We start from the raw sequence: 26,749 nt of genomic DNA, 5'->3' as shown, positions 1-26,749 counted from the left end.
GAGGGGCTATGGCGCAGTTGGTAGCGCGCTTCCATGGCATGGAAGAGGTCGGGGGTTCGAATCCCCCTAGCTCCACGCAGACTCACGAGTCAGGGCCCCGCCGGTGGTGGGGCTTTTCTTGTACCTGGCCACGGACGGTGGTGGTGCGAGGGTTCGGCCAGGACCGGTACTGGGTGGCGTGGTCGTTCAGGGGTGTTGGCCAGCCGGTGGCCTGGTCAGCAGCGGAGATGCCCTTCGGCCTGCGGGAGTGGCGTAGTAGGGCCTTGCCGGGGTGGTCTTGGGGTGTAGCAGTGTCAGGTTCCGCATGGTGGCGCGGTGTGCGTGGATCAGGCACCGCTGGCGGGGGGTGCTAGAACACCGGTCGTGTAGTGCTTTGGGGGTGTCGCCGACCCTGTTGGTGGTTGGTTGGTGGCTGCCAGGTCGCGCGGGGGACGGGAACGCGGCGGCGTCGGGCTCCGCCGCCGTACTCCACCCCGATTATGCGGAGCGCCCCTGCGTATTACCCGGCCCCGTCAAGCCGCGATAGTGCCCGTGCTCACCAGCACGATGATCAACAGGCCGAGGAGCACGCGGTAGATGAGGAAGCCGGTGAATTTGTTGGAGGAGACGAAGCGCAACAGCCAGGCGATGGTCGCGTAGGCCACCAGCCCGGACACAACCGTGGCGATCACCGTGGCCCCCCAGCCGACGGTCGCCGAGATTTCCCCGGCGGCGGTGACCGCTTCCAGGGCGCCGGCAGCCAGCAGCGCCGGAATGCCCATGAAGAAGGACAGCCGCGTGGCCGTTACTCGGTCAAAGCGCAGGAACAGACCCGCGGAGATCGTCGCCCCCGAGCGGGAGATCCCGGGCAGCACCGGTGAGAGCGCCTGGAAGGTGCCGATGATCAGGGCGTCCTTGATAGTTACCTCACGCATGCCCTTACCTGCGGAGCTGTGGGCGGCACCGGCCGGGCCGTCGCTGCGCCGGTCCGCCAGCCACATGACGCCGGACCACAGGATCAGCGCTCCGGCGATCACCCACAGGGACCGGGAGGTCACCTCAATGAAGTCCTTCAGCAGTAGCCCCACCACGGCCACGGGGATCGAGCCGAGGATGATGCCCCAACCGAGCGTGTAGTCGGGATCGTTGCGCGCCTCGGTGTTGGCGAGGCCCTTGAACCAGGCGGTCACGATGCGCACGATGTCGCCCCAGAAGTAGATGACGGCCGCCAGGATCGCGCCGACCTGGATGACCGCGGTGAATGCGGTCATGCCAACGTCGTTGATGTTGTGGCCGAGGAGCTTCTCGACGATATTGAGGTGCCCGGTGGAGGACACGGGCAGGAACTCGGTGATGCCCTCGACAATGCCGAGGATGACGGCGTGCAGCCAGTTCATGAGGCTCCCAGGGATCGGGTGCAGTAAGTTCCCTGAGAGGCTACCGGGCGGAGGCCGCCTCGTGCGCGCCCGGGGATGTGGAACCGGCCTCAGCGGCGTCTGTCCGCCGGAGGCAACCGCGTCCAGCTTCCCGGGACCGATGACGGTGCTCGATGACGGCACTCGCTGACGGTGCTCCGGCACGCACCAGACTGCAGCCCGCCCGGCGTCGTCGCCCGGGTCAGTCGGTCTCGGCCGACAGGTGCTCCAGCACCGCCTCGTGCAGCAGGGTGTTGGTGGCGACGGCGCTGCCGCCCCAGGGGCCCGGCTCACCGGCCAGGGAGGTGAAACGGCCGCCCGCCTCGGTGACGATCGGCACCAGCGCACCCATGTCGTACAGTTCCAACTCCGGCTCAGCCGCCAGGTCCACCGCGCCCTCGGCCAGGAGCATGTAGGACCAGAAGTCCCCGTAGGCGCGGGTGCGCCAGCAGGCCTGCATCAGCGACAGCATGCCGCGCAGCCGTCGGTGTTCGGCCCAGCCGGACAGCGAGGAGTAGGACAGGGAGGCGTCCTCCAGACTCGCCACGCTGGACACGTGCAACTGGCGGGCCGAGGCCAGAGAGCGGCCGGTCCAGGCGCCGCCGCCCCGCACCGCCCACCAGCGCCGCCCCAGTGCGGGCGCGGAGACCAGGCCGACGACGACCTCGCCGTCCTCGACCAGGCTGATGAGCGTGGCCCACACGGGCACGCCCCGCACGAAGTTCTTGGTCCCGTCGATCGGGTCGATCACCCACTGGCGGGGGGAGTGGCCGGTGGTGCCGAACTCCTCTCCGAGAACGGAGTCGCGAGTGCGGGCGCGGGCCAGGTAGTCGCGGATCAGCCGCTCGGTCTCACGGTCGGCCTCCGTGACGGGGGTCAGGTCGGGCTTGGTCTCCACCTCGAAGTCCTGGGCGTCGAAGCGTGCCTGAGTGAGCGGGTCCACCTGGTCGGCGATGGTGTGCGCCAGGTGCAGGTCGTCGCGCCAACGGCGCTCCGCGGCGGGCGGCGTGGGGGAGGAACCGGCGTTGCTGCTCATGGCACGAGGGTAGACGGCGGCGGCCCGGATCCCGCGGCGGCCGGGCCGAGCCGCACCTGATTCGGGCGCGCATGTCCGGGGCGGGGCATGTACGCGGGGCTCCGGTGCTCGTCTCGCGGATGCCCGCCATGTTCGACCTGCGCCGTACCCTGGCCGCCCTGGTGGCGGTGGCCATGAGCGCGGCCCTGATCGTCTTCAGCTTCATCATCTCCGACACGGCCGCCACCCAGATGACCGCCGCACGCTTACGCTGTCGGGCCAGACCCCCGAACCTGAGGTTTTCGTTGTAATTACGCGGGACCGATAAAAGCGGCGGAAATCGTCGAAGCAGCTCCTGCGTGCGCCGAGCACCTCGGCGCACGCAGGAGCTTTCCCGCTGTCCCGGAGTCGGCGAATCAAACCGCAGAATCATGCGGAACGCTGAAGTTTGCCCGATGGTTAAGCGTGCGCGGAGGCGTAGGCCGTCATCGTGTAGTCCGGTCAGGCTCGTCGCACGTTGTCTCGCTGATGGGTCCGATGTGTTGAGGCCGAGCTGCGGGCAGCGTTAGGTGTGAGCGTGGCCCCGTTCGGCTCTGACCCGGCCCTGGGGCGGTTGAGGCCCGCGTGCTCACCAAGATCTACTGCGCCGGCGCTCCGGCCAGGGTGGCCAGCACGCTAGAGAGTACCGGCCCCGGCCCGCCCCTGGAGCTCGCGCTCCGCGGTCGTGACGAGCACGTCAATGTCGATCGACCAGTATCCGTGGATGATCCGGTTGCGCAGGCCGATGGGGCGATGCCAGACAATCTCTGGGTGGGCGTTGCGAAACTCCCGGGAGACTTTGTTTGCCGCTTCGCCGAGTACGGTGTAGTTCCACATCAGCGCGTCGGTCCGCAGCGGATCCGCGGCGATCCCCTCGGTGCTCAAGTTTCCGATGACTTGGTGTATCCGTGACACGGCGTCCCGCATCTCATGAAGGAAGAGATTGTCAGGCCGCGGCATAGAGTGTCTCCGCGTCGGCAAGGACCTGTTCTCGGATTAACGGGTGCAGGGAGCGGCGGGAGACCAGATCCACCGGCTGGCCGAAGAGGGCGGCGAGTTCATCGGTCAGGTCTTCCTCCCAACCGAGGCTCCGGCCGGGCTGAAGCTGGTAAAGCAGGTCGATGTCGCTGGAAGAGCTGGCCTGGCCGCGCGCAACCGACCCGAAAACATCCAGGGTCGCGATGCCGAAGCGCTGACACAACTCGCCAAGACGCTTCAGATCACCGTCGGAAAACTCAACGATTGTAATGCATCCAGTCTACGAAGTACTCCATCAAAATGTCATTGCGCATCCGACACCGTTTTCACCTCGCGCAGCACCCGGGCGGGCACGCCGCCCACTACAACGCCCGCGGGCACGTCCCGGGTGACCACCGCTCCTGCGGCCACGATCGCACCGGCCCCGATGCTCACGCCGGGGCAGACGACGGCGCCCGCCCCGATCCACACGTCGTCGCCGATGGAGATGGGGGCCGGCAGCAGCGTGCCGCGCTCGGCGACCGGCTCGGCGTGGTTGAGGGTCGCCAGCACCACGCGGTGGCCGATCAGCACTCGGTCGCCGATGCTGATGCCGCCCTGATCCTGGAAGCAGCAGCCGGCGTTGATGAAGACGTTGCGGCCGATATGAATGTTGCGGCCGAAATCCGTGTGGAAGGGCGGCACCAGGCCCAGCGTCCGGTTCACCGGCGTACCGGTCAGGCGCGCGAAGAGCTCCTGAACCTCGGCAGGGGAGTGGTAGGGCCCGTTGAGTTCGGCCGTCACCCGCAGAGCCTCCTGCGTCGCCCGTCCGGCGACCGCGGCGAGCGGCGAGCCACTGGGGATCGGCAGTCCTGCGGCCGTGTGGGCCACAAGGTCCTGCGGGCCGAGGGCGGCGGCGTCGCCCGACGCGTGTTCCGGCGACGCCGCCGCCCCCTGCGGTTGACCCGTGGATGCCATACGCTCAGACCTCGAGCAGGACCTTGATCTCGCGGCGCTCGTCCATGGCCTTGTAGCCCTCGGCGGCGTCGTCCAGCGGGATGCGGGTGGTGAAGACCTTGCCGGGGTGGATCTCGTCGGCCTGGATGCGCCTGATCAGGTCGGGCAGGAAGCGGCGCACCGGGGCGGGCCCGCCGTGCAGGTGCACCTGGGAGAAGAACAGGCCCAGGCCCTCGATCTGCTGATCGTGGCTCACACCGACGAAGCCGACGTAGCCGCCGGGCCGGCAGGAGGCGATGGCCTGGTCCATGGAGACCTGGTTACCGACGGCCTCCACCACGCCGTGGGCGCCGTAGCCGTCGGTCAGCTCCTTGACTTTGGCGGCGCCCTCCTCGCCGCGCTCCGCGATGACGACGTCGGCGCCGAACTCGCGGGCCAGGGCGGCGCGGTCCTCGTGCCGGGAGAAGACGATGACCTTCTCGGCACCGAGCGTCTTGGCGGCCAGCACCGCGGAAAGGCCCACGGCGCCGTCACCGACGACGGCGATGGTCTTGCCGGGCCCGGCCTCGGCGGCCACCGCACCGAACCAGCCGGTGCCCAGCACGTCGGAGGCGGCCAGGTAGTCGGCCAGGCGGTCGGGGTCCTCGGGCTCGCCGCCGGGCACGGCCACCAGCGAGCCGTCGGCCAGTTCCACACGCATGTACTGCGCCTGGGACCCGGTGTAGTGGCCCGCGTTGGCGCAGCGGGACGGGTAGCCGGCCTGGCAGATCTCGCAGGTGCCGTCCGACAGCATGAAGGAGCCGATCACGAAGTCGCCGACCTTAAGGGTCTTCACCTCCTCGCCGGCCTCCACGATGGTGCCCACGTACTCGTGTCCCATGGGGCGGTTCTCCACGGGCTCCAGGCCGCGGTAGGGCCACAGGTCGGAGCCGCAGATGCAGGCGGCGGCCAGCTTGATGACGACGTCGGTCGGCTTGACCACGCGGGGCACCTCCACGTCCTCGACGACGACGTCGCCGGGGCCGCGCATGATCACGGCGCGCATGGTCTCGGGCAGGGCAGTGGCAGTCACGAAAACTCCTCGATTCGGGATGATGCGGGGCGAACAGCCCACGCCGGTTGTCCGTTGCAGCCCAGACTAAAACCGAGGGCTCCAAGACGCCAGGCGTCGACCAGGTATTGGCAGGGCCGGGCAACACGCCGCGGAATTTTCATGCGCAGCGGCCGACGTCGGCTCAGCTCCGAGCGTCCACGCCGCAAGCTATTTCCACATCCTGCTTGCCGCCCGACCGGGAATCGCGGACATGGCTGCCGCAGTGGCGGCCTCAGCGCGGCAGCGGCAGCACCAGGGGGGTGCCGGTGACCGGATCCGGGCTCACGTGCACCGCCAGGCCGAACACCTCCTCAACCAGCTGCGGGGTAATCACCTCCCGCGGCGCGCCGTTGGCCAGGATGCGGCCCGCACGCATGGCGATGATTCGATCGGCGTACCGGCATGCCTGATTCAGATCGTGCAGCACCGCCACGATCGTGGTGCCCAGCTCGGTGTTCAGCTCCCGGCACAGCTCCAGCACGTCCACCTGGTGGGCCAGGTCCAGGTAGGTGGTGGGCTCGTCCAGCAGCAGCACGTCGGTGCGCTGGGCCAGCGCCATGGCGATCCACACCCGCTGCCGCTGCCCGCCCGACAGGGATGCGACCCGCCTGCGGGCCAGAGCGGTCACCTGCGTGCGCTCCATCGCCGCCGTCACCGCCTCGTCGTCCTGCCCCGACCACTGGTGCAGCAGGGACTGGTAGGGGTAGCGGCCGCGGGCGACCAGCTCATGCACGGTGATCCCCGTCGGCGCGATCGAGGACTGCGCCAGCATGCCCACTCTCCGGGCGAAGGACTTGGGGCGGATGCCGGCGGCGTCCTTCCCGTCGAGCAGCACCTGCCCGGAGTCGGGGGCCAGCACCCGGCTGAGTGCGCGCAGCAGCGTGGACTTCCCGCAGGCGTTGGGGCCCACGATCATCGTCACCTCGCCCGGCTGTGCGCACACACTCAGTCCGGAGATGACCGGGTGCTCGGGGTGGTAGGACAGGCACAGGCCCCGGGCCCGGAGCTCGCCCCGGCGCGGGGCGGGCTCAGCGGCGGCGAACCCGGTGGTCGCGGCGGGAGCTCCGCCGCTCGCGGTCGGAGTCACTTCACCGTGGTGCTGACGGCGTCCAGGACAAAGCGTGCCGCCGTCGGGCCGGCGTTGAGGAAGAAGGGATCGTCCTCCACCTGCACGACCTGGTCGGCCTGCACCGCCGAAAGCGTCGGCCACAGCGACATGCCCGTCAGCTCGGCGGGGTCCCCGCCCTGCACGCCGAACAGGATCCAGTCGGCGTCGGCCTGGTCGAGCTGCTCCTCGGAGATGTCGACGGAGGTGTCGTCGGTGAAGGTCTGGGTATCCGGGCGGGCCACGCCCATGTCGGCCAGCACCGAGCCGGCGAAGGAGACGGCGCCGAAGATGCGGGTGCGGTCGCCGTTCTTGCGCAGCAGAGACACGGTCACGTCGTCGGTGATGTCCTGGCCGGCGGAGGCGGCGTCGGCATGGAAGGCGTCCAGCCAGGCCTGTGCCGTCTCCGGCTTGCCCAGGGCGTCGGCCAGCAGCAGGAAGTCCTGCTTCCAGTACTGTCCGGTGCCCTGCGTGGCAACGGTCGGGGCGATCTCGGTCAGGGAGCCGTACAGGGACTCGGCGTCCTTGCCGGCGATGTTCATCAGGATCAGGTCGGGGGACAGGTCTGCGATCGCCTCCACGCTCGGCTCGGTGCGCGAGCCGACGTCGGTGACTGCCTCCAGGGCGTCGACGTGGTCGGGGAAGGCGGCGGGCAGGTAGTCGGGGACGGTGCCGGCCCCGTCGCCGGAGGTGGCGCCCACCGGCACGATCCCCAGCGTCAGGGCTGCGTCCAGCTGGCCGGTGGAGATGATCGCCACGCGCTCGGGGGCGGCGTCAATGGTGGTCTCGCCCAGGAAGTGGGTGACGGTGCGGGGAAAGACGTCGTCGCCCTGACTGGAGCCCATGCCCTCGGGAATGGTGGTGGGGACGGCGGCGTCGGCCGCGGAGGAGGCGGCCGTATCCGTGGCCCCGGCCGCGGCGGAGGCAGATCCGGTGGCGGTGGAGGTAGTGGCGCCGGAGCAGGCGGCGATGACGGGGATGGCGACGGCGGCGCCGAGCATGCCCAGGGCGGTGCGGCGCGAAAGCAGAGAATTCATATGCTGAGGCTATCCTAAGGTGTGCTTCTTTTTTCAAGCCGTGTCCGCTCCGCGGCGCCTCGGGCCGTCCTGGAACTCGGCCTGGTGCTGGTCGGTGCCGGAACGCTCGTTGCCCTGTGCCTGCTCAGCCTCGCCGTTGGCTCCCGGTCGCTGGGGGTGGCCGAGGCGTGGGAAGGGCTGCGCGCCCACGATGACACGGTGGCCTCCCTGATCGTGTGGCGGCTGCGCCTGCCCCGCACCGTCCTCGCCGTCGTCACCGGCGCCGCCCTGGCCGTCGCCGGAGTGGTGATGCAGGCCCTGACCCGCAACCCGCTGGCCGAGCCCGGCATCCTCGGGGTGAACGCCGGCGCCTCCCTAGCAGTGGTGCTGTCCGTCTGGCTGGGCGGCATCACCACCGTCTCCGGCTACCTCTGGTTCGCCTTCGCCGGCGCGGCGCTCGCCGCCGGCCTGGTTCAGCTCATGGCGCGCCGCAGCCGTGAGGCCGGCCCGACCCGCCTGGTGCTGGCCGGAATCGCCCTGGGCGCCAGCCTGAACGCCATCACCGGCACCATCACCATGTATGACACCAGCGCCTTCGACTCCTACCGCTTCTGGGTGGTGGGCGCCCTCGAGGGCCGCGACGCCGCCCTGCTGGCCTGGGTGGCCCCGTTCCTCGCGGCGGGGCTCACCCTTGCCCTGGCCTCCGGGCACACTCTCAACATCCTGGCGCTGGGCGAGGAGCAGGCCATCGCGCTCGGTGCCCGGCTGGGACGCGCCCGGGCACTCGCCCTGGCCGCGATCACCCTGCTGGGTGGGGCGGCGACTGCGGCGGTCGGACCCATCTCCTTCGTCGGGCTGGTGGTGCCCCATGTGCTGCGGCTGGTCCTGGGCGCCGATCAGCGGCGGCTGCTGGCGGCCTCAGCAGTGGCCGGGCCGATCCTGTTGCTGACCGCGGACATCGTGGGGCGCGTCCTGATCCGCCCCGACGAGCTGGAGGCCGGCGTGGTCACCGCCTTCATCGGCGGACCCGTGCTGTTGGCCATGGTGCTGCGACGCGGTGAGGTGACCCGGTGAGCGCGGCCCCGCGCCGGGCGGGTAGCCCCGCTTCCCCGGATGGGGCGGCCGCGCCGCCCGACGGCGTCGCCGCCAAGCGCTCCAAATCCCCGTACGCAGCCGGGCCGCCGGCCGACCGCCTCCTGCTGCGCCCGGGTGCGGGCAGCCTGCTGGTGCGCCGCCGCGCCCTGGCTGTGGCGGCGGTGCTGGTGGCGGTGGCCGCAGCGGCCGGCGTCTACACGCTGCTCACCGGCGCCTACACCCTGTCCGCCGCCGACGCGCTGCGCGTCCTGGCCGGCGGCGGCAGCGACCTGGACCGGTTCATCGTGCTGGGCCAGCGGCTGCCCCGCGTCATCGCGGCCGTCCTGATCGGTGCCATGCTGGCCATCTCCGGCGCCGTCTTCCAAAGCCTGTCGCGCAATCCGCTGGGCAGCCCCGACATCGTCGGCTTCACCACCGGCGCCACCACCGGCGGCCTGCTCGTCATCCTGGTCTCCGCCGCCTCCTCCACTGCGACCATCGCCCTGGGCACCACCGCCGGCGGCTTCGCCACCGCCACCGTCGTCGTTGCGGTGGCCATGCGCCGTGGGGGCGCCGGCGAGAACCTGGTGCTCGCCGGCGTCGCCCTGTCCCAGACGCTCTCCGCGCTCAACGACTACCTGCTCTCGCGCGCCACCATCCAGGAGGCCGAGGTCGCCCGCGCCTGGCAGTACGGCTCCTTAAACGCCATCACCTGGACACAGGTGCGGCCCCTGGCAGCGGCGGCCGCCGTGCTAATCCCATTGGCGGCCTGGGTCGGCCGGCCCGCCGCCGTCCTGGAGCTGGGCGACGACGCCGCCGCCTCCCTGGGGCTCGGCGTGGGGCGGGTGCGCGCCGCCATGGTCGGCTACGGGGTCGTGCTCGCGGCCCTATGCGTTTCCGTGGCCGGGCCTATCGGATTCCTGGCGCTGGCCGCGCCCCAGCTGGCGCAGCGGTTGGCCCGGACGGCGGGGCTGACACTGTCCGTCTCCGCCGCCATGGGTGCCGCGCTGCTTGTGGTCGCCGATCTGCTGGCGCAGCGACTGCTGGCCCCCTTCCAGATTCCGGTAGGGCTGCTGGCGGCCGCATGCGGCGGGCTCTACCTCATGTGGCTGCTGGGGCTGCGGGCACCAGGCGGACCTGGGCGGCCTTGATCACGGCCGTCACCTGGCGGCCCGGGCGCAGTCCCAGCTCCGCGACCGCCGCCGCCGTAAGCAGGCCGCGCAGGAGCTGCCCGTCGCCCAGTTCCAGCACCACCGCCATCAACCCGCCGTTGCCGCTCACCTCGCGCACCGTGGCGCGCAGGGTGTTGCGGGGGCTGCCCGCCGTCGCCCGGCTGATTTCGGGGCCGTCTGCGGGGCTGGGGTAGACCGCGACCGCCTCGGGCGGCAGCAGTGCCGCCGCCGACCGGTCGAGGTGGAAGCCCGCACGGTCTGCAGCCTCTTCCAAGGGGGCGGCCACCACCTCGGTACCGTCGCCCAGGCGAAGGACCGGCTGATCCGGGGTGCCGGTGAGTGTGCCGCGCAGCAGCGTCGTCCCGGTCAGCCGGGCGGTGAAGGCGGTCGCCGGGGCCGCCAGCACCCGGGCGGCGGGGCCGGACTCGACCACCCGCCCGCGGTCCAGGACGGCTACGTCGTCGGCCAGGGCGGCCACCTCCGCCACGTCATGCGTGACCAGCAGGACCGTCAGCGCGGACTGGGCAGCGCGGCGGGCCACCAGACAGCGCAGTTCCTGACGGGCGGCGACGTCGATCGCGGCGGTCGGTTCATCCAGCACCAGCACCGCCGGTCGGGTGGCCAGGGCACGGGCCAGGGCCACCCGGGCCGCCTGCCCGCCGGACAGCTCATCCCCGCGCCGCGCCGCCAAGTGCGCGGCACTGACCGCGGCCAGCTCCGCCGCGGCCAGCTCCCGGGCGGCAGCGCGAGAGGCGCCCTGGCACCGTGGGCCGAAGGCGACGTTGTCCAGCACCGACAGGTGGGGAAACAGGCCCGGTGCCTGGGCCAACAGGGCTACCCCGCGCCGCCCGGCGGGCACGAACCCGTCCGGGCCGTCCACCACCTGCTCACCTAGGCGGACCTCCCCGCCGGTGGCGTCCAGCAGGCCAGCGAGCACCTCACATACGGTCGATTTGCCCGAGCCGTTGGGGCCGATCAGGGCCAGGGTGCGGCCCGCCGGGATATGCAGGTCCACGGCGACCTGGCGGGCGGCGGAGGTGAAGTGCACGTGCACGGCCCTCCCGCGCGGGGAGGCAGCCGCGGCGGATGCGCTCGGAGCCGACGCCCGGGGCGAGTCGCTGCCAGTAGCGTTGCCTGCCCGGGGGGCGGCGGGGGTGCCGTCTGGGAGGTGGGCGGCTGTGCTGGTGGGGTCGGCACCTTGGGGGTGGGACGGCGTCGTGCCTGGCGGACCTTGCAGACGCTGACGAAGGCGCCGGCCAAGCATATCCCAGCGCACGCCGGTGGCGCCCACCACCAGGAACGATGCGGCGATCAGCACCACCGCCAGCGCCAGGGCGGTCGGGGCGTCGGACTCCCGCTCCAGGTAGATCACCAGCGGCACGGTCCGGGTGACGCCCTCACGCGAGCCGGCGAAGGCGATGGTGGCGCCGAACTCGCCCAGGCTGCGCCCCAGTGCCAATGCGGTGCCGCGCGCTAGGGCCGGGGCGGCCAGCGGCAGGGTGATGCGGGTGAGCACCGTCGTCGGGCCGGCTCCGAGCGTGCGGGCGATCGTCTCGGGGCGGGTGTCGCGCGAGCGCAGGGCCGCCTCCAACGTGACCACCAGGTAGGGCATGGAGACGAACACCTGGGCGATCACCACGGCGGTCGTGGTGAAGGAGACCTGTATGCCGAGCCCGCCCAGGAGCGGGCCGAGTAGGCCCCGCTTGCCCAGCGTGGCCAGCAGGGCCGTGCCGGCCACCACCGGCGGCATGGACATGGGCAGCACCGCCAGCACCCGGGCCACACGCACGCCGGGCCACTCGTGGGCGAGCACGACCGCCAGCGGCACCCCCAGGAGTACCGAGACGAGTGTGGCCAGGACACAGGTGCGCAGCGACAGGCCCAGCGCCAGGCGGGCGGACTGCGAGCCGAGCAGGGTGGGCAACTGGGCCCAGTCCACCCGGGTTCCCAGGCCGACAAGGGGCAGCAGGGTGGCGCAGGCACCGATTAATGCCAGGAGCACAACGGTCGCCGGCAGGCGGGTGCGGGCGGCCCGGGACCGGGCGGTAGCACTTCCCCATGCGGTCCTGGTGCCGGATGCGGTTCCGAGCCGGGTCACTTGGCCGCGGGGGCGCCGAAGCCGTACTTGGCCAGCACCGCCTGCCCGGCGTCGGACAGGACCAGGTCGACGAATGCCTGGGCGGTATCTGGGACCGCGGTATCCCGCGTGAGCGCTATCGGGTAGTGGTTGACGACGTCGTTGTCGGGAAGGGCGATGACCTCGACGGCGTTGCCCGCATCGGCGGCGTCGGTGGTGTAGACGATGCCGGCGTCGGCCTCCCCTGAGGCGACCTTGCCGCGCACGTCGGTGACCTTCTGCTCCTCGGAAACCGGGTCCAGCGTCACGCCTAGCCGGGTGGCGAGCGTTCGGGTGGCCTCCCCGCAGGGCACTTCCGGTGCGCAGATGACCAGGTCGGCCCCGTCCAGGGTACCGTCGTCAATGCCGGTGACGCCGGCGGGGTTGCCAGCCGGGACAATGAGCGTAAGCACGTTGGTGGCGAACTCCGACTGGTCCGCGACCAGGGACTGGGCGGCGGCGTCGTCCATGGTGGAGTTGTTGGCGGTGGCGAGCACGTCGGCTGCCGCGCCCTCGGACAGGGCGGATACCAGGTCTTGCGAGCCCTGGAAGTCGAAGACTACGGAGACGCCTAGGTTGGCCCGCTGGAAGTCATCGGCTATCTCCTCGAAGGCGTCCTGGAGCGAGGCTGCGGCGAAGACCACGACCTGGTCGTTAGCGCCCGCGTTGGTTGCGGTGGCGTTGGGGGACTCCGTGCTGGAGGACGGCGAGCCGATGGCGCCGCAGGCCGTGAGCGACAGGGCTGCGGTAAGCACGGCGGTGGCCAGGGCGGTGCGGCGTGTGGCCGAGGCTCTGCGACGTGACAGGTGCATGTGGGCGTCTCCTTCGAGTCGTGGTGCGAGGCCTGGGCCCCACCGGCGAGGCTACCGGCAACCGCTGCGTCCCACCTTCACCGAGAGCGGCACTTGTTACACGCCGAGACCGGTAGATATAACCGCCGAGGTCGGTAGACGTAACGTCTACCGACCTCGGCGTAGGAGACAGACACAGACGACTAGGCGCCCTGGGAGGGGGTGAGGTCATCGGCGCCCTGGTTACCGGTACCCTGCGTGCGCACCGGCTGCCAGCCGCGGCGCGGCCGCACGGTGGCGGTGGCGCCCGGGCGGGAGCGGTAGACCACGTATGGCCGGGTCACGTAGCCCAGCGGCGCGGAGACCACGTGGACGAGCCGAGTGAAGGGCCAGACGGCGAACAGCAGCAGGCCCGCCACAATGTGCAGCTTGAACACCATGGGCACGTCCGCCATCAGCTCCGGGGCCGGGTGCAGGGCGAAGACCGACCGGAACCAGGGGCTGATCGTCTCCCGGTAGTCGTAGCGGCCGTCGGCGCTGCCCAGCAACTGCGTGGACAGCGTCGCCCACGCGCCCAGGCACACGGGCACCGCCAGCAGCACGTACATGAAGATGTCGTTCCGCGTGGTCGCCAGGCGCACCGACTTGACCACGATGCGCCGGTAGAGCAGTCCCGCCAGCCCCACCAGGGTCATCAGCCCGGCAATCGAGCCGGGGATCACGGCCATGAGGTGGTAGACGTGCTCGGGGATACCGGCCGCCTCGGTCCAGCTCTTGGGTATCACCAGGCCCATGAAGTGGCCCAGCGCTACCAGCAGGATCCCGAAGTGGAACAGGGGAGACGCCCAGCGCAGGATGGCCGACTCCTGCCACTGGGAGGAGCGGCTGGTCCACCCGAACTGGTCGGTGCGGTATCGCCATATCAGCCCCGCCACCAGCAGGATGAAGGACACATAGGGCAGAGCGGTCCACAGGACCGCGGACTCGAAGGTGCTCATGACTGCTCCTGTGTGGTGAATGCAGACGGGAAGCCGACGGGCGTCGTCGGCGGCATGGTCGGGAAGGGCAGCGTGTCGGTGACACCCACCGTCTCGGTGGGCGGGCCGGCGGCGACCAGGGCACGTACCCGCTGCGCGGTGGCCTCATCCACCGGCTCCAGGGTGGCGACGACGGCGTCGAGCAGGCGGGCGTAGGGGGAGGCGGCGTCGACCAGGGCCCGGCGCAGCACCTCCAGGCCGTCCCGGTGCGAGGACAGCAGCACGTCGGCGATCTCATCCCCGCTGCGGGCGCTCAGCTCCAGCACCACCGGCAGGTAGTCGGGCAGTTCGTCGCGTTCGAGCTCGTAGCCCGCAGCGGCCAGGGCCTGCTTGAACGCCAGTAGCGCGGCGCCCCGGTAGCGGGTGTCGCCGACGGCGTAATAGCTCAGGTACAGGCAGCAGCGCCGGCGCCGGTCGAATACCTCCACATAGTGCTCGGCCAAGGCGCGGGTGCCCCGGCTGCGCGCCTGCGCCACGAACGCCTCCAGCGGCGCGCGGACCGCCTCCGGTAGCCCAGGGGCGTCGGCCAGGGCCGCGGCGACGGCGTCGAGCCGCTCGGTGAAAGTGCCCTCAGCCGGGTAGTCGAGCAGCAGGGAGACGCTCATATGGACGATCGCCCGCATGGCGGCGTCGACCCTCACCGCGGCCACCGGCGGCGCCACGTCTTCACCGGTCTTCATCGCCATGTCAGCTGCCCTCGGCTCGGCCGGCCTGGCCCACCCCGACGCCGGGGCCGGCGGACGGAACCGGGGAACGGCGCACGGTCGGCAGCGGCAGGCTCACCGGGCCGCCCAGGCCCTGGGATGTGGCGGCGGAGCCGCAGGCGGCGGGGGCGCCCTCACCCAGCAGCGTGCGCACATCCTCACCCATGGCGGTCATGCCGCGCGGCACCTCCGGGCTGGCGGTGGGGATGACGTAGCGGTCGTCGTACTTGGCGATGGCCAGCAGCCGGTACATGGCCTCCAGCTCCTGTCCGCTCATGCCGACGGCGGCGGCGATGGCCGGGTCGGCCTCACGTCCCAGGCGCACCTGCCGCATGTGGGAGCGCATGGCCGCGAGTCGGCGCAGCACCAGCTCCACCGCGTTGGTGTCCCCGGCGGTGAACAGGCCCGCCAGGTACTCCAGGGGGATGCGCATCTCGGACACGGCTGTCAGCAGTACCCGGTGGTCCTCCCCGTCCAGGCCGGCGGCGGCGACCTCGTCCACCACCGGCGACAGCGGCGGTATGTACCAGACCATTGGCATGGTGCGGTACTCCGGGTGCAGCGGCAGTGCCACCCGGTAGGTGGAGATCAGGTCCCACACGGGGGAGTTCTGGGCGGCCTGCACCCAGGAGGCGGGCACGCCCGCATCCCGGGCCGCCCGCACCACCTCCGGATCGTGGGGGTCCAGCAGGATCTCCCGCTGTGCCGGGTACAGGTCCCGCGGGTCGGCGACGGCGGCCGCCTGGGAGACCCGGTCGGCGTCGTACAGGAGCACCCCCAGGTACCGCAGCCGCCCCACGCAGGTCTCGGAGCAGACGGTGGGCTGGCCGGCCTCCAGGCGCGGGTAGCACAGGGTGCACTTCTCGGCTTTGCCGGTGGCGTGGTTGAAGTAGACCTTCTTGTACGGGCAGGCGGACACGCACATGCGCCAGCCGCGGCAGGCGTCCTGGTCCACCAGCACGATGCCGTCCTCGCTGCGCTTGTACATGGCCCCGGAGGGGCAGGCGGACACGCAGGTCGGGTTCAGGCAGTGCTCGCAGATGCGCGGCAGGTAGAACATGAAGGTCTGGTCGATTTCGGTGGCGACCTTCCGGCTCATGCCCGCCACGATCGGGTCCTCGGGCAGCGTCTGGGTGGAGCCGCCCAGGTCGTCGTCCCAGTTGGGGCCCCACTGGATCGTGGGCAGGTACTCGCCGGTCAGCTGGCTCTTGGCGCGCGCCACCGGAATGTTGGGGGAGTCCTTCGGGGCGGACAGCAGCCGGTCATACTCGTAGGTCCACGGCTCGTAGTAGTCCTGAACGCCCGGCATGTCAGGGTTGGCGAAGATCTGCGCGAGCCGGCGCAGGCGCCCGCCGGAGCGGGGCCGCAGCCGTCCACCGGCGGTGCGCTCCCAGCCGCCGCGCCAGCGCTCCTGGTCCTCCCAGCCCTTGGGGTAGCCGACGCCGGGGCGCGTCTCGACGTTGTTGAACCACATGTACTCGGTGCCCTCGCGGTTGGTCCACGCCTGCTTGCAGGTGACCGAGCACGTGTGGCAGCCGATGCACTTGTCCAGGTTCATCACCATGGCGATCTGGGCCATCACCTTCATCAGAAGGTCACCTCCTGGTTGGTGCGACGACGAATGAGGGTGACCTCGTCGCGGTTGTTGCCGGTGGGGCCGATGTAGTTGAAGGCGTAGGAGAGCTGGGCGTAGCCGCCCGCGAAGTGGCTGGGCTTGAGCACGATGCGGGTCAGCGAGTTGTGGGTGCCGCCGCGGCGTCCCGAGGCCTCGGTAAGCGGCGTGTTCATGGTGCGCTCCTGGGCGTGGTGCATGAACACCGTGCCCTCGGGGATGCGGTGGGAGACGACCGCGCGCGCGGCCACGATCCCGTTGCGGTTGTAGGCCTCCACCCACTCGTTGTCCCGTACGCCGATCTTGTCCGCGTCCGCGGGGCTCATCCAGATGGTCTGCCCGCCCCGGCCCAGGGTGAGCATGTGCAGGTTGTCGTAGTACTGGGAGTGAATCGCCCACTTGTTGTGGATCGTCAGGTAGCGCACGGCCACCTGCACTGCGCCGTCGGGGGTGGTGCCCACCTGCCCGGGTGCGGCCTCCCCGTAAAGGGCGGCGAAGTCCAGTGGCGGGCGGAAGGTCGGCAGTGACTCACCCATGTCCCGCATCCAGTCGTGGTCCAGGTAGTAGTGCATGCGGCCGGTGAGCGTGTGCCACGGCTTGGCGTGCTCCACATTGACCACGAAGGCCGAGTAGCGCCTGCCCCCGTGCTCCGAGCCGGACCACTCCGGGGTGGTGATCACGGGCTGCGGCTTGACCTGGGTGTCGGCGAAGGTGACCTGCTTGCCGGCCTCCTCCTCGCTCAGCTCCACCAGGGGAGTGCCGGTGCGCCGGGACAGGGTCTGCCAGCCCTGGGTGGCCAGGTGCCCGTTGGTGGCGCCGGACATGTGCATGACGGCGTCGCCGGCCCGGATGGGGGTATTGATCAGTGGGCGGCCCGCCGCCGCGCCGACGCCGGTGCCGTGGGCACGCCGCAGTCGCTCCATCTCCCGCTCCGGGTGCAGCATGATGCCCTTGATGGGGATGCCGGGGGACTCCACGAGGGGGCCGACGGCGTCGAACTTGTTGCGGATCTGGGTGTAGTCCCGCTCGATCGGCACCAGCTTGGGCATGGTCACGCCCGGCACCCACGCCTGCGGCAGGGCGGAGGTGTCCCCGTGCGGCATGGTCATGGCGTCGGGCGTGTCGTGGGTCAGCGGGGCGGCCACCACGTCGGTCTGGGTGCCCAGGTACTTGGGCGCCCAGGCGCTGACCAGCTCGGCCAGTTGCTGGTAGATGTCGAAGTCGCTGCGTGCCTCCCACGGCGGGTCGATCGCCAGGTTGAAGGAGTGGATGAAGGGGTGCATGTCCGTGGTGGACAGGTCGTACTTCTCATACCAGGTGGCCGCCGGCAGCACGACGTCGGAGTGCAGCGTCGTGGAGGTGTTGCGGAAGTCCGCCGTCCACATCAGGTCCAACTTGCCCTGGGGAGCCTCCTCCCGCCAGGTCATGGACACCGGGCGGCGTCCGGCGGGGGTCTCGACGGCGTTCACGTCGCCACCGGAGCCGACCATGTGGCGCAGGAAGAACTCGGTGCCCTTGGCGGAGGAGCCGAGCAGGTTGGTGCGCCAGGAGGCCAGGATGCGGGGGAAGTTCTCCGGGGCGTCCGGGTCCTCGCAGGCGAAGCGCAGCTCGCCCCGGGTCAGCTGGTCGACGACGTAGTCCTTGGGGTCCATGCCCGCGGCGGCGGCCTGCTGCCCCAGCAGCAGCGGGTTGCGGTCGAAGGTCGGATAGGAGGGCGTCCAGCCGCGCCGCATCGCCTCCACCAGGGTGTCCGAGGCGGTCTTGCCCGCCAGGGTGCCGGCGCCCAGCGGAGAGGCCAGCCGGTCCGCCGGGGTATCGTCGTAGCGCCACTGGTCGGTGGTCAGGTACCAGAAGCCGGTGGAGATCATCTGCCGCGCGGGCCGGTGCCAGTCCAGGGCAAAGGCGAACTGCGACCAGCCGGCGATGGGGCGGACCTTCTCCTGGCCGACGTAGTGGGCCCAGCCGCCGCCGTTGACGCCCTGGGTGGCGCACATGGAGGTCAGCGCCAGCAGGGTCCGGTAGATCTGGTCGGCGTGGTAGTAGTGGTTGATGCCGGCCCCCATGACGATCTGGGAGCGGCCGCCGGACTCGATGGCGTTGACGGCGAAGTCCCGCGCCACCCGGATGGTGGCCGGGCCCGGCACGCCGGTCAGCTCGGCGGCCCAGGCGGGCGTGCCCGGGACGGTGGCGTCGTGGTAGTCGGCCGGCCACTGGCCGGGCAGGCCGGGACGGGCCACCGCGTAGTCGGCCAGCAGCAGGTCGTAGACGGTGGTGACCAGCCGCCCGTCGGGCAGGCGGGTGGCGGGCACGCCCCGCCGGACTACGCCGCCGCCGACGCTGCCGGTGGGGGTCTGCGAGCCGGGCAGGTCGAAGCGGGGCAGCAGGATCTCCGTCGGCTCGACGACGACGCTGCTTGCCGGGGCGGGCGAGCCCGCGGCGTCGGCGGCCTGGGAGGATGGGCCCGCCGCGCCGTCGTCGGCGAGGTCGGCGATGGACATGATCGGGTCCACGCCCTCCATGAGCAGGTTCCACTTGCCCTCGCCCTCGGGGGTGAAGCGGTCGGCCAGCGTGCCGCCGGGGTCGGCGGGGCCGCGCTCGCGGTCCCACACTAGCGGCCGGAACTCGCCGCGGGGCAGGTCGTCGGCCACCCCGGCCACGCCGTCGGCGGTGACGAAGCGGCCCGGAACCGTCCCGGAGCCGTCGGGGGCGGGCACCAGCTCCACCAGGAACGGGGCGTCGGTGTGACGGCGCATGTACTCCAGGAAGAAGGGCTCGCGCCGCCCGACGTGGAACTCGGACAGGATCACGTGCCCCATGGCCATGCCCAGCGCCCCGTCGGTGCCGGGGGCCACCCGCAGCCACTGGTCGGCGAACTTGGTGTTGTCGGCGTAGTCGGGGGAGACGGCCACCACCTTCTGCCCGTGGTAGCGGGCCTCAGTCATGAAGTGCGCGTCCGGGGTGCGGGTCAGCGGCAGGTTCGACCCCCACATGATCAGGTACTGGGCGTTGTACCAGTCGCCCGCCTCCGGGACGTCGGTCTGGTCTCCGAACACCTGTGGGGAGGCCGGCGGCAGGTCCGCGTACCAGTCGTAGAAGGACAGCATGGTGCCGCCGATCAGCTCGTGGAAGCGGGCGCCGGCCCCGTAGGAGATCATCGACATGGCCGGGATGACGGAGAACCCGGCGCACCGGTCCGGCCCCCAGGTGCGGATGGTGTGCACGTAGGCGGCGGCGATGAGCTCCATCGCCTCGTCCCAGCCGACCCGCACCATTCCGCCCCGCCCGCGCGCCGACTTGTAGGCGCGGGAGGTCTCCGGATCTCCAGTGACCTCCGCCCAGGCGGCCACGGCATCGCCGTCGTGGCGCTGCCGGGCGGCGCGGAAGGCGTCCAGCAGGACGCTGCGCACATACGGGTAGCGGATGCGCGTGGGGGAGTAGGTGTACCAGGAGAAGGCGGCACCGCGCGGGCAGCCGCGGGGCTCGTACTCGGGCATGTCCGGCCCGGTGGTGGGGTAGTCGGTGATCTGCTTCTCCCAGGTGATCACGCCGTCGGTGACGTACACCTCCCAGGCGCACGAGCCGGTGCAGTTCACCCCGTGGGTGGAGTGGACCATCTTGTCGTGGCTCCACCGGTGCCGGTAGAAGGAGTCGGCGTCGCGCCCGCCTTCGAGGAACAGCCGGCGGGCGTCTGCGGATGGTTCTCCCCGGCGCAGGTAGGAGCCCAGGGCGAACAGTCCCGGGGCGTTCTCAACCCTGGCGTCGGGTCCGGGGACGATCGGGGCGGTGGGTGTACTCATCGCGGGTCCTTGGCGGGGTGGCTGGAGGTATGGGCGGAACTTGAAGCGGTGTGATGAGTCGGCCGGGCCGCCGATCCGGTGCGGCCGCGGCGGTGACACGGCGTCGTCGTCGGGAGTGTCAGCCGGGCCGCTTGGCGGAGGGTCGGGCGTAGCGGATCCAGCAGATGACGGCGCACACCACGCAGAAGACGGCGCAGCCGTAGAAGAATGTGGAGGTGGACATCAGAGTCAGGGCGATGCCGACCAGGAACGGCCCGAGTGCGGCCACGGCGGCGGTGAAGCCGATCGCCCCGCCCGCCTGGCGCTTGGGCATGATCATGGGCATCTGCTTGAAGGTGGAGGCGTTGCCCACCCCGGCGAAGAAGAACATGGCCAGCAGGCCGATCATGAATACGGGGAAGTCGCCGGCGTCGTCGGCGGTGGCGACCTGCCAGCCGCAGAAGGTCATGGTGACGGCCATGCCGACGGCGGAAACGAAGGTCCAGATGGCGCCGCCGAAGCGGTCGCACAGGGGACCCCAGGCGAAGCGCAGGAAGGATCCCAGCAGTGTGCCGATGAAGGCGTAGGAGGCGCCCTTGGGCAGCTCGGCGGCGGCCAGTGTCTGGGCCAGCGGGGAGGAGGCGCCGTAGTTGTTGTTGATGATGTTGGCGGTCTGCGCGGCAAAGCCGGAGAAGATGCCGAAGGTCATGATGTACAGGACCGTCATCAGCCAGGTGTCGATGTTGCCGAAGATGTCCAGTTGCTGGCTGATATTGGCCTTGACCGGCACGTCCTTGATGTAGGCGAAGGCCAGGGCGGCGGCGATCAGGGACCACGGCAGGAAGAAGACGGTGGCGTTGAAGACCCGCGGGGCGCCGTCGGCGTAGGGGGCCACCCAGGTGAGCCCGAGCAGGCTCGTGCTCATCAGGAACGGGGCGGCCAGCTGGATGACGCTCATGCCCATGTTGCCCAGTCCGCCCTGCAGGCCCAGCGCCGTGCCGGACAGGCGCTTGGGGAAGAAGAAGCCGGTGGAGGGCATGTAGCCGGAGAACGTGGCGGCACCGATGCCGCAGGTGAAGGACAGCGCCAGCAGGGTGGCGAAGGAGGTGGCGGGGTTCTGCACGGCGAAGAACCAGCCGAGCATCGGTAGGACGTACAGCAGGGAGGACCAGCCGATCATCTTGCGCGAGCCGATGGTCGCGGGCAGGAACATGTAGATCAGGCGCAGCCCCGCGCAGGACAGGCCCGGCATGGAGGTGATCCAGTAGATCTGGTTCGTGGTCAGCTCGAAGCCGATCTCGTTCAGGCGCGGGGCGACGGCGCTGGGCAGGAACCACACCGTGAAGCCGAGCATGAGGGAGAAGGTGGTGATGGCCAGGGTGCGCCAGGCGATGGACGCCGACCAGCCGTCCGGCTCCTCCGGGTTCCAACCGGTCAGGACGCGGCCGGAGGTATCGAGCTGACTCATGGTGTTGTAACTCCTGTGGGTAGGGGGTGAGTAACCGTGAGCTGTTCCGGGTGAACCGGTTTGCGCGTGGGCGGGGCGTCCCTGCCTGCGCGGTCAGGACATGATCGCCTGAACTGGACGTTCCCCATTCGTCGGGGTCGTGGCTGGCTTGATTTCGCGGTTCTCCGACCTCATGTTTTTTCCGGAGAGGACCGTAATAAGCAAGTCTGATGTGAGCTAATAGGCATCCGGTGCGAGGCGGGTGTGGGAGTATCCGTGCTGGTCGAAGGGGTTTTGGCCGGGTTCTCCGGCTACCGTGTCCGGCATGAGTCAGCAGACAGCGCCCACTTCCTCCGGCATGCCCACGGCGTCGGCCTCAGTCGCCCCCGCAGATGCTCCCGTGCCTCAAAAGGGGCTGCATCCGCTGCCTGAGCCGGTCAAGGGCGCCGTGATCACCGTCTCCGACCGTTGCGTAAGCGGTGAGCGGGAGGACGTCTCCGGTCCCCTGGCCGCGCGGCTGCTGCGAAAGCACGACGTCTTGGTCGACGCCGTGAAGGTGGTGCCCGACGGGGTGGAACCGGTGCGCGCCGCCATTGAGGAGGCCATTGCTGCCGGTGCGCGCGTGGTGCTGACTACCGGCGGCACCGGCGTCACCCCGCGTGACCTGACCCCGGAGGCCACCGCCCCGCTGCTGGCGGTGCGCTTGGAGGGCGTCGAGGCGCAGATCCGCGCCTATGGGTTGACCCAGACTCCGCTGTCAAGTCTCTCCCGCGGGCTCGTGGGGGTCACCGGTCGCGACGCCGACGGCGTGCTCGTGGTCAACGCGCCCGGCTCGCGCGGAGGTGTCAAGGACACCATCGCCGTGGTGGGGCCCCTGGTTCCGCACGTCCTGGAGCAGCTCGGCGGCGGCGACCACTGACCGCCCCACCCCTCCTGTCCCTGCCCCGCCCCGCCCCGCCCCGCCGAGACCGGCACTTGTAACACACCGAGACCGGCACCTGTGACGTGCCGAGACCGGCACCTGTGACGTGCCGAGACCGGCACTTGTGACGTGCCGAGACCGGCACTTGTGACGTGCCGAGACCGGCACTTGTGACGTGCCGAGACCGGCACTAATGACCTGTGCGTTTGAGGCGCGCGATCCGGGCGGCCGGCTGCACATGGCGGGAGACCTGCATGGGCTGCCTGACAATCATTCCGCGGCGCGCGTGCGCTCGCGTTTGGTTCGAAGCCCACTGACCGGGCGGCTCTCGCATGCGGTGCGGGGCAGCAGGGCGCGGAGCCTTTCTAGCGCTCGATCGGTATCGCGCACCTCGTCTGGCGAGAAATGCGCGATTTCGAACCCCTGATCGATGAAGGCGTCATCGCGTGCGGCTTGGCGGGCGCGGACGGCGTCCGGATCGTGACGTAGCTTTATCAGCCCATCCACTTCCGCCGCTCTCCGCAGGCTCTGCCAGCCGAGATCTGCGAAGAAGGTGGTTGTCTCGGTGTGCAGCGGCATCTGTGGAGTCGGTGCTGTGAGTCCATTCGCCAGGCAGATTCTGCGCAGCTCTGTCTCATAGGGCGATTGGCTCCAGGGAGTGGCGACTTCAATGACGGCCCTGGCCCTCCGCACCCCGCGTTCGCCGCGGCGACGACTCAACCGATCCATGATTCGCGTTCGCAGCATACTCGCTTCCCGGTTGATCTCGGCGGCGCGATCCCAGGGACGGTTGATGGTGCGGTACCCCGGCTGTTTCGTGTCAGTAGGGGGAGTTAGAGCTCCGGTGGCGATCGCCATCAAGGAGTCGACGGCCACCAGGGCAGCATCCGGTTGGAGGTACCGGGCGCAGTCCTCGATGGTTCGTTCGAGTCCGGTCACACGTATTCCATCGATAGTGATGACGTCGGTGTCAGGAATCTGGAAATGGTGACGATGGAGCGCGCGGCTGGCGAGAGCGCGTCGACGGTCGAGCGGGCTCAGATCGCGGCTGGGTGGACGCGTAGGGTCGCGGCGTGTCGGCGGACGACGTAGTCCGTGGACATGAAAGGGAACTGCGAGGTGCAACGCGTCCGGGGCGTGCCAGGTATTTCCTCCGTGCATCAGTACGGCGCTTTCCAGAACTACCACACCGCTGAGTTCGTCAGTGCGCACCGTTTCCAGCATCACGGCGTGCATCGCGGTCTGTCGTTCCCAGGCTGCGGCGTCGGGAGGGAGATGGATGTACGCGTCGCGTCGAATCTGGGTGAGCTGCCCGGAGCGGACTTCACTCTCCAGTAGGTTTCGCCCGACAATGGAGCGACGAATGAGTGCGGTAGGGATCACGGGGGACTCGTTGGTGGGGGTGGCGCCATTGCTCATGACGGAAGCGTGCACTAGATGCGCCTATTAACGCCATCTATCTCCGCGCGCCCTGTGGATAGGTATTTTTGAGGATGTCTTGAAACGTGTCTGTGGGCGGCGGTGCGGCTTCCTCGGCACGTTACTGGTGCCGGTTTCGGCACGTTACTGGTGCCGGTTTCGGCACGTTACTGGTGCCGGTTTCGGTGTGTTACGAGTGCCGGTCTCGGCGGGGAGGGGAGGAGGAGTAGGTGCGGATGTCCTCCCAGGTGTCCAGGTCGCGCGCGGCGCGGGCGAGGGCCTCTCCCCGTGCGGACAGGTCTACCCGAACCAGATCCATCCCGCCCAGCACCTGCCGCACCGCGACATCGCGCAGCGCCGCGCCCCCGGGTGCCACACGCCCCACCAGCGCGGCGGTCCGGTACACGCCCAGTAGGTACTGGACATGATCACCGTCGACCGCGCAGGCGCCGTCGGCTCCGGCACGTCCCTCCAGCGCCTCCCGCAGCAGCGGCAGGGCCCGCCAGGAATCCGGAGCATCACAGGTGACGACGGCGCTCAAGTGCTTGTCGACGACGGCGCCCGTCGGCCCGGACGGATCGCTTGCCGCTGCCTGCTCGACGGCGGCGAGCCGCGCCAGCCCGGCCGCGATTCCCGCCACCGGCCCGCCCAGCGGCGGCTCCTCCAGGGCCCGCAGAACTCCGGTCGGCACCGCCACCGCCGGCGGCGCCACCACAACCACTTGACCTGACGGCAGCTGCTCGCGCACGCGTTCAACCCCGCCCAGCACATGGTCGAGCAGGCGGGCACCGCGAACCATCACGTCCGGTTTCGACGCCCCTCCCAGGCGTCGCCCTGTCCCGCCGGCGAGCACGACAACATCCAGCCGTCCCGTCTCCGTCACCTGTTCTCCTGCCCGGCGTCCTCCGAACGCACCCAGTCGCCGGAGCGGCCCCCGGACTTTGACAGCACCTTCGCCTCGCGCAGCGCCACGGTTCGGTCCACGCCCTTGACCATGTCCACCAGCGCGAGTCCAGCGACCGTGGCCGCGGTCAGCGCCTCCATCTCCACACCCGTGCGGTCGGCGGTGCGCACCAGCGTCTGGATGCGCACGCCATCCTCCTCAATGCGCAGGTCCACAGCGCAGGCGTGCACCCCGATCACATGCGCCAGCGGCAGTAGTTCCGGAACCCGCTTGGCGGCTGCGATCCCGGCGATGCGCGCCACCGCCAGCGCGTCGCCCTTGGGGACGGCGTCTTCGCGCAGAGCCGTGATGATCGCGGGGGAGCAAGCCACGAAGGCGGTCGCGGTGGCCGTGCGGACGGTGGGCTGCTTGGCGGATACGTCGACTATGCGGGCGGCCCCGGAGTCGTCCAGGTGCGTCAGGCGGATGGGCCGACCGTCCGCCGCTCCGGCGGGCGCGGTGTCCGCAGCGGGCTCGGGAGGCGCGGTGGTGGCCGCGGCGTCGTCGGCGGTGGTGGACGTCTGCGCCCGGACAGGGGCGGGCTTGCGGCGGAACAGGTGCATGGGTCTCCTCGGCACGGTTGGAATCAGGCGGTTTTGTGCAGGGGCACGCGGTTACTGGGCCGGGTGCGGCAGCGGCCCGGCGGGCGCCGACAGCGCGAGCAGGCGCAACTGGTCACCGACGTCTACGCCATCGGCATCGGCCTCCACAACCGCCAACGCCTGTGCGGCGGGCAGCGAGGCGACCAGGTGGGACCCCGATCCCAGCCGGTGCGACGGCGCCACCCAGGCGGCGCCGTTCTCCACGCCCGCGGGCCGCTGCTGCGGCGGCGCAACGAAGCGCACCGGCACATGCTGGCGGCGCCCCCGCGGGCTGTGCCAGCCGACGGCGGCACGGGCCGTCGCCATCAGCGCGCCGCCGTCCCGGGAGACGTTCAACTCGTGCCCGGCCAGGCGCGCCAGGGCGGGGGCGACGATCGTCGTGAAGGACACCAGTACGCTCACCGGGTTCCCGGGCAAACCGATCACCGGCACCCGGCGCCCATCCTGCGCGCGCACGGTGCCGTAGCCCTGCGGCTTGCCCGGCTGCATCGCCACCTTGACCGTAGCCAGTTCGACGTCGTCCCCGGCGGGGCCGTCTGCCTGCCCGCGGGCCGCGGCCAGGGCGGTGAATGGGTCGAAGGCCCCCACCGAAACGCCCCCGGAGGTGACCAGCAGATCGGCGTCGGCGGCCGCCGCGCGCAGGGTAGCGGCCAAGGCGGCGGGGGTGTCGGCGGCACGGGAGACGGTGCCGAGCCGGGCGCCGTGCTCGGCCACCAGCCCCGCCAGCAGCAGGCTGTTGGAGTCCGGGATGGTGCCGGCGGCCAGGTCACGCCCCGCATCAGCCAACTCCGCCCCGGTGACCACGACGCCGACGCGCGGCCGCGGCACCACGCGCACCGTCGACCGGCCCACGGAGGCGGCGGCCGACACCGCGGTCGCCTTGAGCACGGTGCCCGCCCGCAGCACCTGGTCGCCCACGCCCACGTCCTCACCGGCACGTCGCACGTTATCCCCCGGGACGACGGCGGCGCGCACCTCTACGCGGGCCGGCGGCGGACCCGCGCCCGGCGCCTGGTCGGTGTCCTCCACCCTGACCACCGCGTCGGCGCCCTCGGGCAGCATGGCGCCGGTCATGATCCGCTGGGCCGTCCTAGCGGTCAGCGGCCCGGGCACCGTCCCCGCCGGCACGTCGCCCGCCACCGGCAGGGCAACGGGGGCGGTCGCGGCCCCGGCGACGTCCGCGGCGCGCACGGCGTAGCCGTCCATGGCCGAGTTCGTCCAGGGCGGCACCGGTACTGCGGCCCGCACGTCCTCGGTCAGGACCAGGCCGTGGGCATGCCCCAGTGATACCTCGACCGGGGCCAGCGGCGTCAGCGCGGCGAGCACCCGGGCGAGGTATTCATCGGGCGGCAGCATGGGTTCGGTCATGACGAGATCCTTGAGGCGTGAGCGTGCAGTTGTGGGTCCGGGCTATGGGGCGGGGTTGCCAGGTGCGGGCGCCGACGCGTCGGGCGGAGGCGATGCCCCGACCGGAACATCATGCCCTGTCTGCGCGGCGGGGCAGGACCGCGTCGGCCCTTAGGGCCGTGTAACCTCCCCGGGAGCCGTTCTCGCCGCC

The 26,749-nt window shown here is 70.8% G+C and carries 23 protein-coding genes and 1 tRNA gene; 5 read left to right on the top strand and 19 right to left on the bottom strand.

Annotation, left to right across the window (positions count from 1 at the left end; all coding sequences use genetic code 11):
* Positions 1 to 2: 2 nt before the first annotated feature.
* Positions 3 to 75, top strand: a tRNA-Ala gene (locus GZ998_RS10450).
* 437 nt (positions 76 to 512) lie between these two features.
* On the opposite strand, the gene GZ998_RS10445 is transcribed toward GZ998_RS10450, so the two are convergent.
* Together GZ998_RS10445 and hisN are read right to left on the bottom strand one after the other, a co-directional pair.
* Positions 513 to 1,376, bottom strand: coding sequence for an undecaprenyl-diphosphate phosphatase (locus tag GZ998_RS10445; protein ID WP_219109794.1), 864 nt, complete (start codon positions 1,374 to 1,376; stop codon positions 513 to 515).
* 220 nt (positions 1,377 to 1,596) lie between these two features.
* Positions 1,597 to 2,430: a histidinol-phosphatase gene (gene hisN / locus GZ998_RS10440; protein ID WP_162679391.1), complete on the bottom strand. Its 834-nt coding sequence runs from the start codon at positions 2,428 to 2,430 to the stop codon at positions 1,597 to 1,599.
* 119 nt (positions 2,431 to 2,549) lie between these two features.
* Here hisN and GZ998_RS10435 point away from each other — a divergent pair, with 119 nt between their 5' ends.
* Positions 2,550 to 2,720, top strand: coding sequence for a hypothetical protein (locus GZ998_RS10435; RefSeq protein ID WP_219109821.1), 171 nt, complete (start codon positions 2,550 to 2,552; stop codon positions 2,718 to 2,720).
* 364 nt (positions 2,721 to 3,084) lie between these two features.
* On the opposite strand, the gene GZ998_RS10430 is transcribed toward GZ998_RS10435, so the two are convergent.
* The 6 genes from GZ998_RS10430 to GZ998_RS10405 all read right to left on the bottom strand — a co-directional run bounded on the left by GZ998_RS10430 (position 3,085) and on the right by GZ998_RS10405 (position 7,597).
* Positions 3,085 to 3,375: a DUF86 domain-containing protein gene (locus GZ998_RS10430; RefSeq protein WP_257505882.1), complete on the bottom strand. Its 291-nt coding sequence runs from the start codon at positions 3,373 to 3,375 to the stop codon at positions 3,085 to 3,087.
* 19 nt (positions 3,376 to 3,394) lie between these two features.
* On the bottom strand, positions 3,395 to 3,649 hold the full coding sequence (locus GZ998_RS10425) for a nucleotidyltransferase family protein (protein ID WP_203234077.1): 255 nt from the start codon (positions 3,647 to 3,649) through the stop codon (positions 3,395 to 3,397).
* A gap of 80 nt (positions 3,650 to 3,729) precedes the next feature.
* Positions 3,730 to 4,383: a DapH/DapD/GlmU-related protein gene (locus GZ998_RS10420; protein WP_219109792.1), complete on the bottom strand. Its 654-nt coding sequence runs from the start codon at positions 4,381 to 4,383 to the stop codon at positions 3,730 to 3,732.
* A gap of 4 nt (positions 4,384 to 4,387) precedes the next feature.
* On the bottom strand, positions 4,388 to 5,407 hold the full coding sequence (locus tag GZ998_RS10415; RefSeq protein ID WP_162679460.1) for a zinc-binding dehydrogenase: 1,020 nt from the start codon (positions 5,405 to 5,407) through the stop codon (positions 4,388 to 4,390).
* Between the two features lie 280 nt (positions 5,408 to 5,687).
* Positions 5,688 to 6,446 carry an ABC transporter ATP-binding protein gene (locus GZ998_RS10410; protein WP_374939205.1) on the bottom strand — a complete coding sequence of 253 codons (759 nt, stop codon included), beginning with the start codon at positions 6,444 to 6,446 and terminating at the stop codon, positions 5,688 to 5,690.
* A 92-nt stretch (positions 6,447 to 6,538) separates the two neighbouring features.
* Positions 6,539 to 7,597 (bottom strand): iron-siderophore ABC transporter substrate-binding protein, encoded by a 1,059-nt coding sequence (locus GZ998_RS10405; RefSeq protein WP_219109790.1) that lies wholly within the window; start codon positions 7,595 to 7,597, stop codon positions 6,539 to 6,541.
* A 69-nt stretch (positions 7,598 to 7,666) separates the two neighbouring features.
* Between GZ998_RS10405 and GZ998_RS10400 the strand changes: the two genes are divergently transcribed.
* The gene (locus GZ998_RS10400; RefSeq protein WP_257505880.1) at positions 7,667 to 8,650 is read left to right on the top strand and encodes an iron ABC transporter permease; all 984 of its coding nucleotides are present in this window, start codon (positions 7,667 to 7,669) and stop codon (positions 8,648 to 8,650) included.
* A 122-nt stretch (positions 8,651 to 8,772) separates the two neighbouring features.
* Positions 8,773 to 9,801, top strand: a complete 1,029-nt coding sequence (locus GZ998_RS10395; RefSeq protein WP_162679461.1) for an iron chelate uptake ABC transporter family permease subunit — start codon at positions 8,773 to 8,775, stop codon at positions 9,799 to 9,801.
* Here the strand turns inward: GZ998_RS10395 and GZ998_RS10390 are convergent.
* The 7 genes from GZ998_RS10390 to GZ998_RS10360 all read right to left on the bottom strand — a co-directional run bounded on the left by GZ998_RS10390 (position 9,752) and on the right by GZ998_RS10360 (position 21,326).
* Positions 9,752 to 11,920: an ATP-binding cassette domain-containing protein gene (locus GZ998_RS10390; protein ID WP_219109788.1), complete on the bottom strand. Its 2,169-nt coding sequence runs from the start codon at positions 11,918 to 11,920 to the stop codon at positions 9,752 to 9,754. The two genes, GZ998_RS10395 and GZ998_RS10390, sit on opposite strands and share 50 nt — an antisense overlap.
* A complete protein-coding gene (gene modA, locus GZ998_RS10385; RefSeq protein WP_219109787.1) occupies positions 11,917 to 12,750 on the bottom strand; it encodes a molybdate ABC transporter substrate-binding protein in 834 nt (277 codons plus the stop codon). The genes GZ998_RS10390 and modA overlap by 4 nt, the downstream gene beginning before the upstream one ends.
* A 182-nt stretch (positions 12,751 to 12,932) precedes the next feature.
* A complete protein-coding gene (gene narI / locus GZ998_RS10380) occupies positions 12,933 to 13,727 on the bottom strand; it encodes a respiratory nitrate reductase subunit gamma (RefSeq protein ID WP_219109786.1) in 795 nt (264 codons plus the stop codon).
* Complete coding sequence (narJ, locus tag GZ998_RS10375) at positions 13,724 to 14,446, bottom strand: nitrate reductase molybdenum cofactor assembly chaperone (RefSeq protein WP_257505875.1); 723 nt, start codon at positions 14,444 to 14,446, stop codon at positions 13,724 to 13,726. Before narJ ends, narI begins: the two co-directional genes overlap by 4 nt.
* A 7-nt stretch (positions 14,447 to 14,453) precedes the next feature.
* On the bottom strand, positions 14,454 to 16,058 hold the full coding sequence (gene narH / locus GZ998_RS10370; RefSeq protein ID WP_219109784.1) for a nitrate reductase subunit beta: 1,605 nt from the start codon (positions 16,056 to 16,058) through the stop codon (positions 14,454 to 14,456).
* Positions 16,058 to 19,879 carry a nitrate reductase subunit alpha gene (locus GZ998_RS10365; RefSeq protein WP_219109783.1) on the bottom strand — a complete coding sequence of 1,274 codons (3,822 nt, stop codon included), beginning with the start codon at positions 19,877 to 19,879 and terminating at the stop codon, positions 16,058 to 16,060. The genes narH and GZ998_RS10365 overlap by 1 nt, the downstream gene beginning before the upstream one ends.
* 118 nt (positions 19,880 to 19,997) lie before the next feature.
* Complete coding sequence (locus GZ998_RS10360; protein WP_161923812.1) at positions 19,998 to 21,326, bottom strand: MFS transporter; 1,329 nt, start codon at positions 21,324 to 21,326, stop codon at positions 19,998 to 20,000.
* Positions 21,327 to 21,663: 337 nt separating this feature from the next.
* On the opposite strand from GZ998_RS10360, the gene GZ998_RS10355 reads away from it, so the two are divergent.
* A complete protein-coding gene (locus GZ998_RS10355; protein ID WP_219109818.1) occupies positions 21,664 to 22,224 on the top strand; it encodes a molybdenum cofactor biosynthesis protein B in 561 nt (186 codons plus the stop codon).
* Between the two features lie 273 nt (positions 22,225 to 22,497).
* Here the strand turns inward: GZ998_RS10355 and GZ998_RS10350 are convergent, their stop codons facing one another.
* The 4 genes from GZ998_RS10350 to glp all read right to left on the bottom strand — a co-directional run bounded on the left by GZ998_RS10350 (position 22,498) and on the right by glp (position 26,559).
* Positions 22,498 to 23,646: a hypothetical protein gene (locus GZ998_RS10350; protein ID WP_219109782.1), complete on the bottom strand. Its 1,149-nt coding sequence runs from the start codon at positions 23,644 to 23,646 to the stop codon at positions 22,498 to 22,500.
* A 190-nt stretch (positions 23,647 to 23,836) separates the two neighbouring features.
* Positions 23,837 to 24,529, bottom strand: a complete 693-nt coding sequence (locus GZ998_RS10345) for an NTP transferase domain-containing protein (protein ID WP_308807219.1) — start codon at positions 24,527 to 24,529, stop codon at positions 23,837 to 23,839.
* Entirely contained in the window at positions 24,526 to 25,017 is a 492-nt protein-coding gene (moaC, locus tag GZ998_RS10340) for a cyclic pyranopterin monophosphate synthase MoaC (protein WP_162679463.1), read from the bottom strand. The genes GZ998_RS10345 and moaC overlap by 4 nt, the downstream gene beginning before the upstream one ends.
* A gap of 186 nt (positions 25,018 to 25,203) precedes the next feature.
* On the bottom strand, positions 25,204 to 26,559 hold the full coding sequence (gene glp / locus GZ998_RS10335) for a gephyrin-like molybdotransferase Glp (RefSeq protein ID WP_219109781.1): 1,356 nt from the start codon (positions 26,557 to 26,559) through the stop codon (positions 25,204 to 25,206).
* Positions 26,560 to 26,749 lie beyond the last annotated feature (190 nt).

Origin of the sequence: Actinomyces sp. 594 (genome assembly GCF_019325145.1) — a bacterium.
In the GTDB taxonomy this organism is placed as follows: domain Bacteria; phylum Actinomycetota; class Actinomycetes; order Actinomycetales; family Actinomycetaceae; genus Actinomyces.
Note: the sequence above shows the minus strand (reverse complement) of the source record. Positions and strands in the feature narration are given on the sequence as shown.

Coding starts and splice junctions, on each gene's coding strand:
- narI (WP_219109786.1), bottom strand. CDS start 13,727: ATGAGCACCTTCGAGTCCGCGGTCCTGTGGACCGCTCTGCCCTATGTG.
- glp (WP_219109781.1), bottom strand. CDS start 26,559: ATGACCGAACCCATGCTGCCGCCCGATGAATACCTCGCCCGGGTGCTC.
- GZ998_RS10360 (WP_161923812.1), bottom strand. CDS start 21,326: ATGAGTCAGCTCGATACCTCCGGCCGCGTCCTGACCGGTTGGAACCCG.
- GZ998_RS10415 (WP_162679460.1), bottom strand. CDS start 5,407: ATGCGCGCCGTGATCATGCGCGGCCCCGGCGACGTCGTCGTCGAGGAC.
- narJ (WP_257505875.1), bottom strand. CDS start 14,446: ATGAAGACCGGTGAAGACGTGGCGCCGCCGGTGGCCGCGGTGAGGGTC.
- GZ998_RS10445 (WP_219109794.1), bottom strand. CDS start 1,376: ATGAACTGGCTGCACGCCGTCATCCTCGGCATTGTCGAGGGCATCACC.
- hisN (WP_162679391.1), bottom strand. CDS start 2,430: ATGAGCAGCAACGCCGGTTCCTCCCCCACGCCGCCCGCCGCGGAGCGC.
- GZ998_RS10365 (WP_219109783.1), bottom strand. CDS start 19,879: ATGAGTACACCCACCGCCCCGATCGTCCCCGGACCCGACGCCAGGGTT.
- modA (WP_219109787.1), bottom strand. CDS start 12,750: ATGCACCTGTCACGTCGCAGAGCCTCGGCCACACGCCGCACCGCCCTG.
- GZ998_RS10430 (WP_257505882.1), bottom strand. CDS start 3,375: ATGCGGGACGCCGTGTCACGGATACACCAAGTCATCGGAAACTTGAGC.
- narH (WP_219109784.1), bottom strand. CDS start 16,058: ATGAAGGTGATGGCCCAGATCGCCATGGTGATGAACCTGGACAAGTGC.
- GZ998_RS10350 (WP_219109782.1), bottom strand. CDS start 23,646: ATGAGCAATGGCGCCACCCCCACCAACGAGTCCCCCGTGATCCCTACC.
- GZ998_RS10405 (WP_219109790.1), bottom strand. CDS start 7,597: ATGAATTCTCTGCTTTCGCGCCGCACCGCCCTGGGCATGCTCGGCGCC.
- GZ998_RS10355 (WP_219109818.1), top strand. CDS start 21,664: ATGCCCACGGCGTCGGCCTCAGTCGCCCCCGCAGATGCTCCCGTGCCT.
- GZ998_RS10435 (WP_219109821.1), top strand. CDS start 2,550: ATGCCCGCCATGTTCGACCTGCGCCGTACCCTGGCCGCCCTGGTGGCG.
- GZ998_RS10420 (WP_219109792.1), bottom strand. CDS start 4,383: ATGGCATCCACGGGTCAACCGCAGGGGGCGGCGGCGTCGCCGGAACAC.